We start from the raw sequence: 14,530 nt of genomic DNA on the forward strand, positions 1-14,530 counted from the left end.
GATCAACGGGCAACGGTGAGGGTGGTCGGGGCACTGCCGGTTTGCTGCGCGGCGCGTTGTGTTTGCGCGCGTGTTTGCGCTTGTGTCTGCGCTTGCGTCGACGCCTGTGCGCCGTACGGATCGGGAATCGCGCTGCCGAGCAGCGCCTGAAGCCCGATGCGCTGTTCGGCGAGCGCTTCGCGCGCGGTGGCGGCATCGAGACGCCGCGTGAGCGCTGCGCTCTGCGCATCGACGTACTGGCCGAGCGCGATGTCGCGGCGCGCGTAGGCGTCGTGCGCGTGCGCGGCGGCGCGGTCGAGTTCGGGCAGCGCGGCTTCGTCCTGCGCGAGTTGTTGCGCGGCGATCGCATCGTCGGCACGCAGATGCGCGATGTCGGCGGACGCGGTGTTCAGGCGCGTCTGGTATTCGTCGGCGAGACGCTGACGCGTGGCCTGCTCGATGGCGATATTGCCGCGATTGCGATTGAACACGGGCAGCGTGAGATTGATCGCGAAGCCGCTCGTGTAGATCTCCGAAGTATCGCGCTGACGCGTGAAGCCCACGGAAAGGCTCGGAAACTGATTGAGGATCGCCGCGCGGTACTTTTGCTCCTGCGCTTCGTAACCGGCTTGCAGCGCGATGAGATCGGGGCGGCGCTGCGGCAGCGCGGCGACGGCGTCGTCGAGCGTGGCGTCGGCGAGCGGTTCGATGGCGCTGTCGCGCGTGGCATCGGCGAGCGGCAGCGTGACGCCGGGCGCGAGGCCGAGCAGCGCGTTCAGATCGTGATGCGTCTGCTCGCGCGCGTGCAGCAGATCGGCGTATTGCTTGCGCGCGTCCTCGTAGGCGGTGAGCGCGGCGGTGGCGCTATCGGCCGTCACGTTGTGCTCGCTCGCGGCGTGCGCGGTGCGTTCGTAACGCGTGCGCGTGATTTCGGCTTGCTGCGCGAGCAGCGGCAGGGCCTCGTCCTGGAAGCGCGTTTTCACGTAAAGCTGCTTCGCCTGCGCGATCACCTGCCATTCCTGCCAGAGCAGGCCGAGGTCGGTTTTGCGGACGGTGGCGTCGGCGGATTTTTTGTTGGCGCCGCGCGTGACGATCGCCATCACGTCCATGCTCAGGCCGTAGCTGAACGCGCGCGACAGACCGAGCGCGCCCGGATAGTCGCTCGACACCGCGACCTGCGGATCGGGCAGCAGTCCTGCGGAAAAAGCCTGCGCCTGCGCGATGCCGAGATCGTCGCGCGCGAGCTTCAGATCGGGATTGTTCGCGACGGCGAGCATCGCGACTTCTTCCATGTCGAAGCCATCGGACGGATCGAAGCGATGCGCGGCCAGTTCGGGCAGCGGCATCTTCGCCGGGTCGATCTGGATGCGGGCGAGCGAGTCCTGCGTCGTCAGGGCGCTTGCCGTGGGCAGCGGCTGAGCGTGATAGAAGGTGCAGCCGCCCAGCGCGCCCGCGCACAGCGCGGCAACGGCAAACAGACAACTCGTGCGCAGCGGCGTTGCGCGGAATGGCGGGCGAGACGGCATGGGGTTCTCGGGGAATCGTCGCGGTCGCGTCGCCAGTGGCGAGCGGTGCGGGTGTTCGGGATGCGGCGCGCCATGAGGCGGTGGCGCGGCAGGATGGAGGGATTCTGGAGGGGAAACCCTTAGGGGGGCCTTAAGGGGGGGAAGCCGCCTGGCGGCGGCTTGGTGTACTTAGCTGAAGCGGGTGACGCCCGGGCTTTTGTGAGTGGCTTCCATGATGCCTTTGACGACATCGACCACATTCACGGCATGACGGATCTTGTCCAGTTCTTTGGGGGGCAGGCTCGCTTTTGCATTGCTGTGCTCGACGGCGAGGAGCGCTTTGTCGAATGCCTCGGACGCGTCGGCAATCGAGCTCATGAATACCCGATTTTCTTTTTCCCGAAGCGCCTGCTCGTGTGCAAACGAGTCGGAAATCTGTTTCAGGGCGGCAAGAATTTCGGGCTCCTGTTTCGCCTTCAGTGCGTTTCTGAGCGCATCGTTGATCAGCGTTTGATAGCCCTTGCCTTCGACTCGCGCACGCTCACGGAACGCCTGAAGAATATCGTCGTCAAGCATGATGGTGATGCGCGTTTTTCCCTTGGAATCAACAATCGGCCCGCGCTTTGCTTCCGAAAAATCGTGAGTGTCGGTCATAGCTTGCCCTTGCTGTATTGCTTCTTTTGCTTCGCGTCGGCTTCACGCGCATGGATCAGGCCGATGTCGCCATTCGGCTCATACGCATAGCAAACGAAAAGAATCGATCCGAAGCCGTTCATTGCCACCGAAACAAAGCGCTGTTCATGGTGGTCTTTGTCTTCCAGCGTGATGGCGCGATCGTCCATGAAAAACGTGTCGTCGACATCGACAAAATCCACACCGTGGTCGGCGAGATTCTTGAGACGCTTGGCTTCGTCCCACACAATACAGGTCTGGGTCATTATATGCATAAGATATGCATACCGCAAGATTGGCCTGGCGCCTCGCGGCAAGCGTGATTATTGGGGTGCGACAGAGGCAAGACGGAATTTTAGGTCGCTGTCGAGCGCGCGAAATCGCGCTAAAGCGACTTGGAGGTCACGAAGATCAAGGTTGCGTGAAATGGTTAGCAACGCGCTGACTAGCCGGTGAAAGGATTGCTGCAATCCGGCCAGATTGCCGAATTTCGATAACACGTCGATTTATGACTCTCTAGCATGGCTCGAATCAGGTCGCACGGGCGGCCTGCTTTGCCGGTCGCGGGCGCGCCCGCCCGGCCTTCACGAGGAGAAAACACCATGCAGGCAGAGTCGAAAAGCAGTGCGGGCGCGCCCGCGCTCAAGCAGACGCTCGGCACCTGGCAGCTTTGGGGGATCGCGGTCGGGCTCGTGATCTCCGGCGAGTATTTCGGATGGAGCTACGGCTGGGCCAGCGCCGGCACGCTCGGCTTCGTCGTCACCGCGCTGTTCGTCGCGGCGATGTACACCACCTTCATCTTCAGCTTCACCGAGCTGACCACCTCGATTCCGCACGCGGGCGGCCCGTTCGCCTACGCGCGCCGCGCCTTCGGCCCGGCGGGCGGCTTCCTGGCGGGCGCGGCCACGCTGGTCGAGTTCGTGTTCGCGCCGCCGGCCATCGCGCTCGCCATCGGCGCCTATCTGCACGTGCAGTTTCCGGGGCTCGAACCGAAGCACGCGGCCATGGGCGCGTATCTCGTCTTCATGGCGCTCAATATCGTCGGCGTGCAGATCGCGGCGACCTTCGAACTCGTCGTCACGCTGCTCGCGATTTTCGAACTGCTCGTGTTCATGGGCGTGGTGTCGCCGGGCTTCTCGTGGGATCACTTCCTGAAGGGCGGCTGGTCGGGCGCCGATCATTTCTCGATGGGTTCCTTCCACGGCATGTTCGCGGCGATCCCGTTCGCGATCTGGTTCTTCCTCGCCATCGAAGGCGTGGCGATGGCCGCCGAAGAAGCGAAAAATCCCAAGCGCTCGATTCCGATCGCCTACGTGGCCGGCATTCTCACGCTCGTCGCGCTCGCCATCGGCGTGATGGTGTTCGCGGGCGGCGCGGGCGACTGGACCAAGCTCTCGAACATCAACGACCCGCTGCCGCAAGCGATGAAATACATCGTCGGCGAACATAGCGGCTGGATGCATATGCTCGTGTGGCTCGGCCTGTTCGGCCTCGTCGCGTCGTTCCACGGCATCATCCTCGGCTATTCGCGGCAGATTTTCGCGCTGGCTCGCGAAGGCTATCTGCCCGCGTGGCTCGCCAAGGTGCATCCGCGCTTCAAGACGCCGTATCGCGCGATCATCGCGGGTGGCGTGATCGGCATCGCGGCCATCTACAGCGACGAGCTGATCCAGTTCGCGGGCCAGACGCTCACGGCCAATATCGTCACGATGTCGGTGTTCGGCGCGATCGTCATGTATATCATCAGCATGGCCGCGCTGTTCAAGCTGCGCCGTCAGCAGCCGCGCATGGCGCGTCCGTTCCGTGCGCCGCTGTATCCGTTCTTCCCGGCGTTCGCGCTGCTCGCGGCGCTCGTCTGCCTCGGCGCGATGGTCTATTACAACCAGCTCGTGGCACTCGTGTTCGTCGTGTTCCTCGCGTTGGGCTATGCTTATTTCCTGATGACCGGGGCGCAGCGCGCGGCGGCGTCGGAAGCGGGTCCGGCGATGGAAACCGAAGCGTCGGGCGCGCTGCTCGAAGAGTGACAGCGGAGGAATCACGCAGATGTCGTACACGGAGACGATCGGTCCGCGCACGTATCGGTTCGCGGATCTCAAGACCCTGCTCGCCAAGGCGAGTCCGCTACGCAGCGGCGACCAGCTCGCCGGCGTGGCGGCGGCGAGCGAGGAGGAGCGCGTGGCCGCGAAGATGGCGCTCGCGAACGTGCCGCTCAAGACCTTCCTGAACGAGGCGCTGATTCCCTACGAGAGCGACGAGGTCACGCGCCTGATCGTCGATACGCACGATGCGCAGGCGTTCGCGCCTGTCTCGCACCTGAGTGTCGGCGACTTCCGCAACTGGCTGCTCTCGCGCGAAGCCGATAGCGCGGCGCTCGAACGCATCGGCCCGGGACTCACGCCGGAGATGGTGGCGGCGGTCTCGAAGCTGATGCGCAATCAGGACCTGATCGCGGTCGCGAAGAAGCGTCCCGTGATCACGCGCTTTCGCAACACGGTGGGCCTGCCTGGGCGCATGTCGGTGCGTCTGCAGCCCAATCATCCGACCGATGACGTGAAGGGCATCGCCGCTTCGATGCTCGACGGCCTGATGTACGGCTGCGGCGATGCGATGATCGGCATTAATCCCGCCACCGACAGCCTCGCGGCCATCGTCAAGCTGCTCACGATGATCGACGGCTTTCGCGAGCGCTATCGCGTGCCGACGCAATCGTGCGTGCTCACGCACGTCACCAACACGATCGCGGCGATCGAAAAGGGCGCGCCCGTCGATCTCGTGTTTCAGTCGATCGCGGGCACCGAAAAGGCCAACGCGAGTTTCGGCATTTCGCTCGCGCTGCTCGGCGAGGCGCGCGAGGCGGCGCTCTCGCTCAAGCGCGGCACGGTCGGCAACAACCTGATGTACTTCGAGACGGGCCAGGGCAGCGCGCTTTCCGCGAATGCGCATTTCGGCGTCGATCAGCAGACCTGCGAGGTGCGCGCGTATGCGGTCGCGCGCCGCTTCGATCCGTTCCTCGTGAATACGGTGGTGGGTTTCATCGGCCCCGAATATCTCTACGACGGCAAGCAGATCATCCGCGCGGGTCTCGAAGATCATTTCTGCGGCAAGTTGTTAGGCGTCCCAATGGGTTGCGATATCTGCTACACGAATCACGCGGAAGCCGATCAGGACGACATGGACGCGCTGCTCACGCTGCTGGGCGCGGCGGGCATCAACTTCATCATGGGCATTCCGGGCGCCGACGACGTGATGCTCAACTATCAGAGCACCTCGTTTCATGACGCGCTTTACGTGCGCGATCTGCTCGGTCTGCGCCGCGCGCCCGAGTTCGAGGAGTGGCTCGAAACGATGGAAATCGCCGATGCGAAGGGCGCGTTGCTGCCCGCGTCGGCGCGCGTGCCGCTGCTGGCGGGCGCGCACGAATGGATCGGTGCGGGCACGGAGCTGGGCGCATGAGCGACGCCGTCGAAAAGAATCCGTGGAGCGGTCTGAAGGCGTTCACGAACGCGCGCATCGCGCTCGGCCGCGCGGGCAATGCGCTACCGACGGCGCCGCTGCTCGCGTTCAATCTCTCGCATGCGCAGGCGCGCGACGCGGTGCATCAGCCGCTCGACGCCGACGCGCTGCGCCGCGAACTCGAAGCGGCGGGCTTTGCGACGCTCGGCGCGGCGAGCGCGGCGCCCGATCGTCAGCATTATTTGCGGCGGCCCGATCTCGGTCGGCGGCTGTCCGACGAGAGCCGCGCCACGCTCGCGCAGGCGGGCAGCGATGACACTGAAAAACCCGACGTCGTGTTCGTGGTCGGCGACGGGCTCTCGGCGTTCGCGGCGGCGAAGCAGGCGCTGCCGTTGCTCAACGCGATGCGCGCGCGTCTCGACGCGGACCGCGACGCCGCGCGCGGCTGGACCATCGGGCCCGTGGTGGTGGCGAGCCAGGCGCGCGTCGCGCTCGGCGACGAAATCGGCGAATTGCTCGGCGCGAAACTCGTGGCGATGCTGATCGGCGAGCGGCCCGGCCTCAGTTCGCCGGACAGCCTCGGCGTGTATCTCACGTGGGCGCCGAAGGTGGGCTGCCACGACGCGCAGCGCAACTGCATCTCCAATGTGCGGCCCGAAGGGCTGCCGCACGCGGCCGCCGCGCACAAGCTCCACTATCTGATGACGCACGCGCGCCGCCTGCAACTCACGGGCGTCGGTCTCAAGGACGATAGCGACGCGCTGCTGCCCGAAGCCGACGAGGCGGGGCGGATTGAATCGGCGTGAGGGCTTGATCGATCGCGTTTTGTCGATACGCGAGCACGCGCTGGAACTGGCCAGAATCGTGCGTCCGCTCGTGGTTGCACCTGGTTGGTGCATGTCGCCCGCCGTGCCAATAATGAACAATCGATGAACAAGGCCAAGCGCGCGGTGTGCCGCCTGGGCGCAGGCGCGGTCCATTCGCGCATACGCGCGGCTTACGTGCGGCCTACATGCGCGCTTTCTTTCCCATCCCGGCGGATCGGTCGGGCGCCCGCGCGGCGCGTGCCGACGCGCATCCACACGTCGCCGATTATCTGGCGCGGGTTTTGCATGGTTAGCCGATCGTTTTGACAGACAGTGCGCGCAAGGAGGCACCCATGAACCACGCGGCCACGCGAACCGAGCGGCTCGACGCAGCCGGGCACGAGCCACGAGCGCAGCACACCGCAATGCAATCCGCCGAACACACAGCCGAACAGACGGCAGAAGACACGCGCTGCTCCGCGCAAGGCGCCGACGCGCCCGCGGGGCGCGCGGTCGTGAGCGTCGCGCACGACGCCGACGAGCAGGCGCGCAACCTGGTCGGCTGGCGGCAGACCTACGATCAGCTCGCGGCGGGCCGTTTCGTCGGCACGCTCACCGAGATTCCGCTCGACACCATGAAGGTCTTCTGCGAGACCACGAGCCACACGCTGCGCCAGGCCTGCGAAGTGCGCGGCGACGCGTACTGGTTCGGCATCCCGGCCACGCGCGGACAGGAAGCGCGCATCGACGCGCAGCCGTTCGGCGCCGAGGCCTTCGCGATGCGGCCCGGCAACGTCGAATTCGAATTGCTCACGCCCGCGCAGTTCTCGATCTACGGCGTGGTGGTGCGCGGCGAAGTGCTGCGCCACTACGCGCAGACCGTGGAAGGCGTCGCGCTCGACGCGCGTTTGCCGCAGACGCCGATCGTGCGCGCGGGCGCGGCGCGCCTCGCGCATCTGTGCGGCGTGCTCGAACAGCGTCTCGACGACGATGACGACGATCACGTCGACGGCGAAGTCGCGCGCAGCGCCCGTTCGCCGCTCTCCGACGCCGAACGCAACGACGTGCAGGCCGAAATGCTCGCCGCGCTGTTCGACGCCTGCGTGCAGCACGGCAACGACCGCGATGGCGAGAGCGCGCGCCAGACGCCGGAACAGGCGTCGCGGCGACGCTGGATCGTCGCGCAGGCGCGCGAGTATGTGCTCGCGCACCGCTCGCGTCCGGTGGGCGTGCCCGAGCTGTGCGAGCAACTGCTCGTGAGCCGCCGCACGCTGCAATACTGCTTCCAGGATGTGCTGGGGATGGCGCCCGCGACGTATCTGCGCGCGGTGCGTTTGAACGGTGCGCGCCGCGATTTGTGCGGACGCGAGGCCGGTTCGGTGCAGGACGTGGCGGCCGCGTGGGGCTTCTGGCATCTGAGCCAGTTCGCGACCGATTACCGCCGCATGTTCGGTATGCGGCCTTCGGAGGCGCGGCGCGCGTCGTGAGGCGCGCCACGGTGATCCGCGAAATCGCTATGGATCACGAAATAATATTGCCGATGCGGATATCCGGCGACACACCCGTCGCCGTGCGTGCGAACGCCGCGAAACGCAGCGCGCAACGCGAAGGATCTTGCGTACGCCACGTGATGGTCTGTTCGAGCACGGGCGCATCGATCAACGGCACATAGGCCACGTCGGCCATCCGCAACGACGCCGCGAACGCAGGCACGATCGCCACGCCCTGGCCCGCCGCGACCAGCGCCACGAGCGCGGCGACCTGGCTCGCGCGCGGACCGAGGCGCGGCTCGACGCCCGCCTGGGCGCACAGCCGATGCAAGGCCGTGTTGAGCGCGGAGCCCTGACCCGTCGGCCAGGCGATAAAGCATTCGTGCGCGATGGATTCGAACGCGATGGCCGCGCGCGCGGCGTGCTCGCTGGAGGCGGGCACGGCGGCGACCAGCGGCTCGCGTGCCACGGTCCATTGCGCGATCGCGTTATCGGTGTCATCGGCGTTATCGACGTCATCGGCATGATCGGGCGCGGCCCAGCCAAACGCGATATCGAGCACGCCCGCCGCGATCTGACCAGGCTGCGCCGTGCCCGCCACTTCGCGGAACGTGAGCGCCACCTCGGGCGCTTCGCCGCTGAAGCCGCGCACGAGGGCGCTGAACGCGGGCGACATCGGAATCGAACTCGTATAGCCGATCGCCAGGCGCCCCGCCGTGCCTTGCGCGAGCCGCTGCGCGGACGCTTCGGCGTGGTCGGCGGCATCGATCACCTGACGCGCGTGGTCGAGAAATTGCGCGCCCTCGGGCGTGAGCGTGACCGCACGCGTCGAGCGTTCGAACAGGCGCATGCCCAACTCGCTTTCGAGCGAAGCGATGTGCCGCGTGAGCGGCGGCTGGGCGATATGCAGACGCTCGGCGGCGCGTCCGAAATGCAGTTCGTCGGCGACGGTCACGAAGTAGCGCAGGCGGCGCAGATCGAGCATGCTGAATCTTCCGGTATCAATCAAGACGAAATCGGTATTGGTGTGCGCGGCGCGGGCTTGCGAGACTGAACGCTCTCTTTTTCACGCGGGAGCGGTCGTCGTCCATGAATGGCCCACACGGCAAGTCCTTGCGCGCGGCGTTTTTTCTCTGCGGCTGCGCGGCCTTCCTCAATCTCTACGCGACCCAGGGCATCCTGCGCGAACTCGCCGCGACGTTCGGCGTAAGCGCCGAGCGCGCGGGGCAGGGCGTGAGCGCGACCACGCTGGCCGTCGCCATTATCGCGCCATTCGTCGGGACCATTGCCGCGCCGTTCGCGCGTCGCACGGCGATCGGGTTCGCGGCGGTCGCTTCGATGCTGCCCGCGCTGTGGGCCGCGCACGCGGACAGCTTCGCGTCGTTTCTCGCGGCGCGCTTCGCGGTGGGCATGTTGATGCCGTTTGTGTTCGCGATCTCGGTGACGTTCATCGGCGAGTTGTTCACGCGCGAGCAATCGGCGGAAGTGAGCGCGCTGTTCGTCGCGGGCACCACGCTCGGCGGCTTCGCGGGGCGCTTCGTCACCAATGCGTGCGCGGCGGCGCTCGGTTGGCGTCACGCGCTCGATGTCGTGGCGGCGCTGAGTTTGTGCGTGGGCGTGGCGATCTTTCTCTGTTTGCCGCGCGTTCCGGTAAGCAGGCATGTGAACGCTACGACTCGCACCCATGACGCGGATGGCGACACTTCGCGCCTCGCCATGCTCACGCGCCGTCCGCTACTTGCCGCGTTCGGTTTCGGCGCCTGCGTGCTCGCTTCGCAAGTCGCGACGTTCACGTTCGTCGGCTTGCGGCTCGCGCAGCCGCCTTACGATTTCGGCACGGCGCAGATCGGCGCGATCTACGCGGTGTTCCTGCTCGCCGTGGTGGTCACACCGCTCGCGGGCCGCTTCGCGCGCCATCGCTCGCCGCGCGAACTCGCCGTCTACGCGGCACTGCTCGCGCTGCCGGGCGCGGGACTCACGCTCGCGCACGGCTTGCTGCCGATCCTTTGCGGCCTCGCGCTCGGCTCGACGGCGGTGTTCGTCGAGCAGGCCGCCGCGAACGCCTTCATTTCGCAGACCGCAGGCGCGGCGCGCTCGACGGCCATCGGCGTGTATCTGTCGTGCTATTACCTCGGCGGCAGTCTCGGCTCGATCCTGCCGGTGCCCGCGTGGCGGCAGTGGGGCTGGGCGGGCTGCGTGGCGTTCGTGGTGGCGGCGCAGGCGATTGCGGGCCTGCTTGCGTGGCGCTTCTGGCGCGATCCGGCGCACGGGCATGTGGCGAGCGGACGTTTGCCCGTCGCCGTCGATGGCCGATGACGATGCCGCGTGCCTGTGCGCACCATTCTGCGCACCGGTCAGTCGCGCTCGCCACGCGCATAGCGCGCGAGAAACATATCGGCGGCACTTTGCGCGACGTTGTGTTGTTCGGCCTCGCTGAGTGTCGGCTGGCCCATCGTCACCTGCGGCCAGAACGCGAACGCCTTCACCAGCGCATGTAGCTGATGCGCGGCGAACAGCGGATCGAAGGGCGCGTCGTTCGCGCCGTTTGTGCCGTTCGCATCGGCCAGACGCCCATCGGCGGCCGCCGCGCGTATCCAGACCGTCACGTCCTCCTCGCGCTCGCCGATGCGCGCGACCATGTCCCGCGCGCGCTCCGGCGAGTGGATGCCCGCCGCGATCGCCACGCGCGCGAGCGCGAGAAACGACTCGTCGCTCATCAGGCGCAGCTTGCGTTGCAGCAGGTCGAGCAATTGTGCGCGCAAGGGCGCGTCGGCGCGATAGGCAGGCGCGGAGCCGGTCAGCGCGGCGTCCCAGAGCCGATGCAGGATGGCCGCGAACAGCGCTTCCTTGCTCGGGAAATGGTTGTAGACGGTGCGCTTCGAGACGCTCGCGCGCGCGGCGATGCGGTCCATGCTGGTGGCGTCGTAACCGGCGGCGAGAAATTCCTCGATGGCCGCTTCCAGAATGGCGGCGCGTTTCCGGTCGGTCAGGCGTTGCGGGGTGTCGGCGGTGCTCATCCGCTAATTTTACACCGTGTAGTTTACTTTTCTCCCGAATAAACTACACTAGCCAGTCTACTTTTGTCTCAGGACGCCGACATGGCTTCGATCCCCGATTTTCTCGGCCGCACGCTGGGCTTCGCCGCCGCGAAGCGTTCGCGCACGCTCGCGAACGCTTCCACGCAGCACGACGGCGCGCGCTTTCGCAATGTGCGTCCGCGTCCGCAGGAAGGTCTCGCGAAGAGTCTGCGCATCATCTGGAACGTGCTGTTCCGCAAGCCGCGCGGCACGGTGCCGTCGGCGGCGCTGCCCGTCGACGCCCTGAGCGCAGCCGATCTGCACGCCGCGCCCGAGGGCAGCCTCTGGCGTCTCGGCCACTCCACGATGCTGATGAAATTGCGCGGCGAATTCTGGCTGACCGATCCGGTGTTCGGCGAACGCGCCTCGCCGTTCAAACGGCTCGGCCCGAAGCGCTTTCACGCGCCGCCCATCGCGCTCGCCGACCTGCCGCCGTTGCGCGGCGTGATCCTCTCGCACGATCACTACGACCATCTCGACCGCGAAACCGTGCTCGCGCTGGCCGCGACGACGGGCGTGTTTCTCACGCCGCTGGGCGTCGGCGACCGTCTGATCGAGTGGGGCATCGACGCCGCGAAGGTGCGCCAGCTCGACTGGTGGCAAAGCGCGAGCATCGCGGGCGTGGCTTTCACGTCGACGCCCGCGCAGCATTTTTCGGGGCGCAGCCTGTTCGACGGCAACACCACGCTGTGGTGTTCGTGGTCGATCGCGACCGACGATCTGCGCGTGTTCTTCAGCGGCGATACGGGTTACTTCGACGGCTTCCGCGAGATCGGCGAGCGCATGGGACCGTTCGACGTCACGCTGATCGAAACGGGCGCGTACGACCCGAATTGGCCGTATGTCCACATGCAGCCCGAGGAAACCGTGCAGGCGCACCTGGACGTGCGCGGGCGCTGGCTCGTGCCGATCCACAACGGCACCTTCGACCTCGCGATGCATCGCTGGCAGGAGCCGTTCGAGCGTGTGATGGGACTGGCGGCCGCGCGCGGCGTGATGCTGGCGACGCCGCGCATGGGCGAGCGTCTGGATCTCGCCGATCCGCAGCGCGGCGAGCGCTGGTGGCGCGAGGTGGCCGAGGAAGCCGATACGCCGAAGCCGCGCGCACGCGTCTGGCCGTGCCGGGAGGCCGGCGACGCGAACTCGTAAAAGTCGCAGCTTCGCGGGCAGTGAATGCGAACAGGAGGACGCCCCGGAGCGCTCGCGCCGCCTGGGCGGCGGCCGGCGAGGTTGCGCGTCCGCCGGTCGAGCCGCTGCGGCTCGCCGGTCAAGGCCCTCGGTGGTGTTGTCGTGACGCGCGACGCTCAAGCCGGCGCGGCGACCGGCATTGCCGCGCCGGCTCCCCTGTCAGGCCGGCGCGGACGTGGCGGTCCGCCTTCGCATCGCTTGGGCGCGAACGCCGAAGCGTCCCCCGTTCTTGCACCCCGCGCCGTTCGGCGCGGGACTGCAGGCAGCTTGGCGGATGCACACGCGCGGGCTTGACCGCGCGTCTCACCGAAGGCCGATTTCCGCCGATTTTTGCCGAAAACCGTGAATTTTTCTCGCCCGCTACCGAAAGCCAATTGTTTGTTTCCGGTTATTTTTGCAACAAGGGCTTAATTATTGCGTAAGAGGGTCGAAATACAGTCGGTTTCCCCAATCGGCTTGATATGTCATTTCTCTCTCATCTGAAAATCGGCCCGCGTCTCGCGGCGGGCTTCGCGGTTGTGCTGTTGCTGCTCGCCGCCGTCGGCGGCATTGGATTGCTTCAGGCGTCGCGCATCTATGACGGCACGCACGCGCTCGGCGGCGACTGGCTGCCGAGCGTGCAAATGCTCGGCAAGCTGCGCGCCGTCGCCGATGACGTGCGCCGCACCTCGCTGCGCTCGCTGCTCGCGACCGATGCCGCCGACAAGGACGCGTTGCGCACGCAGCACGCGCAATTCGTCACGGATTTCGCCACGACGCTCGACGCCTATTCGAAGCTGGTTTCGTCCGCCGACGAACGCCGTTTCTACGATCAGATCAGCGCCGCGTGGACGGCCTATCTCGATCACGACAAGCAATTGCAGACGCTCGCCGACGCAGGCGACGCCGGCCTCAACGACGCGCGCGCGCTGGCGTCCGGCCCGTCCGCGAAAACCTTCGCGGCCGCGCAATCGCTGATCAACGACGATATCAAGCTCAATCACGACGGCGCCGAGGCCGAAGTCGAGCGCGCCAAGTCGGCCTACGCGGGTGCGTTCGCGTGGACGCTCGGGCTGCTCGCGGTGGCGATCGCGCTGGGCGTGGTCATCGCACTCTCCATCACGCGTTCGATCACGGCGCCGCTCGCGCGCGCGGTGGGCGTGGCGGAAACGGTGGCGCGCGGCGATCTCACGGCGCGCATCGAGGTCACGGGCAGCGACGAGGCGAGCCAGTTGCTGGGCGCGCTGCGTCATATGAATGAGCGCCTCGTCGATCTCGTGGGCCGCGTGCGCACGGGCAGCGAAGGCATCGCGACGGCGGCCGCGCAGATCGCGGCGGGCAACACCGATCTGAGCCAGCGCACCGAGGAACAGGCCGCGTCGCTCGAAGAAACGGCGGCGAGCATGGAGCAGCTCACGGCGACGGTGAAGCAGAACGCCGACAACGCCACCCAGGGCAACACGCTGGCGGGCCAGGCGTCGAGCACGGCCACGCGCGGCGGCGAAGTCGTGGGCCGCGTGGTCGACACGATGCGCGAGATTTCGCAGAGCTCGGAACAGGTCGCGCAGATCATTTCGGTGATCGAGGGCATCGCGTTCCAGACCAACATCCTCGCGCTGAACGCGGCGGTCGAAGCCGCGCGCGCGGGCGAGCAGGGCCGCGGCTTCGCGGTGGTCGCGGGCGAGGTCCGCACGCTCGCGCAGCGCAGCGCGACGGCGGCGAAGGAGATCAAGGATCTGATCGCGACGTCGGTCGAGCGCGTGAACAACGGCACGGCGCTCGTCGACGACGCGGGCCGCACGATGGGCGAGATCGTGCAATCGGTGCGCCGCGTGGCCGACCTGATGGGCGAGATCACCGCCGCATCGGGCGAGCAGCGCACGGGCATCGAGCAGGTCAGCCAGGCCGTCTCGCAGATGGACGAAGTCACGCAGCAGAACGCGGCGCTCGTCGAGGAAGCTTCGGCGGCGGCGCAGTCGCTGTCGACGCAGGCCGGCGCGTTGCGCGAACTGGTGTCGGTGTTCAAGGTGTCGTCGTCGGGTTCTGTGGGTTCTTCGGTTTCGTCGGTTTCTTCGGTGCCGATGCGGACGGCGGCCGTGGTCGCGTCCGCGTCGAAGTCCGCGAGCGCGAATGCCGCGAAGCGCCGCGCGACGCCCGCGCCGCGTGCGGCGGCGAGTGCGCCGGTTAGCGCGCCGGCAAGTGCGCCGATGAGTGCGCCGATGAGTGAGGCCGCGCCGCGTCAAAGCGCGCCGCGCGCGGAGCCGGTCGCCGTCGCCGCGAAGTCGGATGACGACTGGGAAACGTTCTGATCGACGCATCCTTCGCTCGATGCGGATTGCAGATGAAAAACGCCCGGCCTGTGCCGGGCGTTTTCGCATTCG

At 67.0% G+C, this 14,530-nt stretch carries 12 protein-coding genes; 7 read left to right on the top strand and 5 right to left on the bottom strand.

The window, feature by feature from the left end; all coding sequences use genetic code 11:
- Positions 1-2: 2 nt before the first annotated feature.
- From U4Y88_RS01325 to U4Y88_RS01335, 3 genes are all read right to left on the bottom strand, one after another.
- A complete protein-coding gene (locus U4Y88_RS01325; RefSeq protein ID WP_321781687.1) occupies positions 3-1,505 on the bottom strand; it encodes a TolC family protein in 1,503 nt (500 codons plus the stop codon).
- 168 nt (positions 1,506-1,673) lie between these two features.
- A complete protein-coding gene (locus U4Y88_RS01330; protein ID WP_321781689.1) occupies positions 1,674-2,138 on the bottom strand; it encodes a BrnA antitoxin family protein in 465 nt (154 codons plus the stop codon).
- Positions 2,135-2,422, bottom strand: coding sequence for a BrnT family toxin (locus U4Y88_RS01335; protein ID WP_321781691.1), 288 nt, complete (start codon positions 2,420-2,422; stop codon positions 2,135-2,137). The genes U4Y88_RS01330 and U4Y88_RS01335 overlap by 4 nt, the downstream gene beginning before the upstream one ends.
- Before the next feature lie 336 nt (positions 2,423-2,758).
- Here U4Y88_RS01335 and eat point away from each other — a divergent pair, with 336 nt between their 5' ends.
- The 4 genes from eat (at position 2,759) to U4Y88_RS01355 (ending at position 7,902) form a co-directional block, all read left to right on the top strand.
- Entirely contained in the window at positions 2,759-4,180 is a 1,422-nt protein-coding gene (eat, locus tag U4Y88_RS01340; protein ID WP_224005516.1) for an ethanolamine permease, read from the top strand.
- Between the two features lie 19 nt (positions 4,181-4,199).
- Positions 4,200-5,609: an ethanolamine ammonia-lyase subunit EutB gene (locus U4Y88_RS01345; RefSeq protein WP_224005519.1), complete on the top strand. Its 1,410-nt coding sequence runs from the start codon at positions 4,200-4,202 to the stop codon at positions 5,607-5,609.
- Positions 5,606-6,415 (top strand): ethanolamine ammonia-lyase subunit EutC, encoded by an 810-nt coding sequence (gene eutC / locus U4Y88_RS01350; RefSeq protein WP_321781693.1) that lies wholly within the window; start codon positions 5,606-5,608, stop codon positions 6,413-6,415. The genes U4Y88_RS01345 and eutC overlap by 4 nt, the downstream gene beginning before the upstream one ends.
- A 425-nt stretch (positions 6,416-6,840) precedes the next feature.
- Positions 6,841-7,902, top strand: a complete 1,062-nt coding sequence (locus U4Y88_RS01355) for a helix-turn-helix domain-containing protein (RefSeq protein WP_321782235.1) — start codon at positions 6,841-6,843, stop codon at positions 7,900-7,902.
- 34 nt (positions 7,903-7,936) lie between these two features.
- Here the strand turns inward: U4Y88_RS01355 and U4Y88_RS01360 are convergent, their stop codons facing one another.
- Positions 7,937-8,890 (bottom strand): LysR substrate-binding domain-containing protein, encoded by a 954-nt coding sequence (locus U4Y88_RS01360; protein WP_321781695.1) that lies wholly within the window; start codon positions 8,888-8,890, stop codon positions 7,937-7,939.
- A gap of 104 nt (positions 8,891-8,994) precedes the next feature.
- On the opposite strand from U4Y88_RS01360, the gene U4Y88_RS01365 reads away from it, so the two are divergent.
- Positions 8,995-10,221 (top strand): MFS transporter, encoded by a 1,227-nt coding sequence (locus U4Y88_RS01365; RefSeq protein ID WP_321781697.1) that lies wholly within the window; start codon positions 8,995-8,997, stop codon positions 10,219-10,221.
- 38 nt (positions 10,222-10,259) lie between these two features.
- Here U4Y88_RS01365 and U4Y88_RS01370 read toward each other — a convergent pair whose 3' ends face one another.
- The gene (locus tag U4Y88_RS01370) at positions 10,260-10,922 is read right to left on the bottom strand and encodes a TetR/AcrR family transcriptional regulator (protein WP_321781699.1); all 663 of its coding nucleotides are present in this window, start codon (positions 10,920-10,922) and stop codon (positions 10,260-10,262) included.
- Positions 10,923-11,003: 81 nt separating this feature from the next.
- On the opposite strand from U4Y88_RS01370, the gene U4Y88_RS01375 reads away from it, so the two are divergent.
- Both U4Y88_RS01375 and U4Y88_RS01380 read left to right on the top strand, forming a co-directional pair.
- Complete coding sequence (locus tag U4Y88_RS01375) at positions 11,004-12,131, top strand: MBL fold metallo-hydrolase (protein ID WP_321781701.1); 1,128 nt, start codon at positions 11,004-11,006, stop codon at positions 12,129-12,131.
- 500 nt (positions 12,132-12,631) lie between these two features.
- Entirely contained in the window at positions 12,632-14,458 is a 1,827-nt protein-coding gene (locus U4Y88_RS01380) for a methyl-accepting chemotaxis protein (protein ID WP_321781702.1), read from the top strand.
- The last annotated feature ends 72 nt before the right edge of the window (positions 14,459-14,530 follow it).

Origin of the sequence: Paraburkholderia sp. J94, from assembly GCF_905220285.1 — a bacterium.
Taxonomy (GTDB): Bacteria; Pseudomonadota; Gammaproteobacteria; order Burkholderiales; family Burkholderiaceae; genus Paraburkholderia; species Paraburkholderia tropica_A.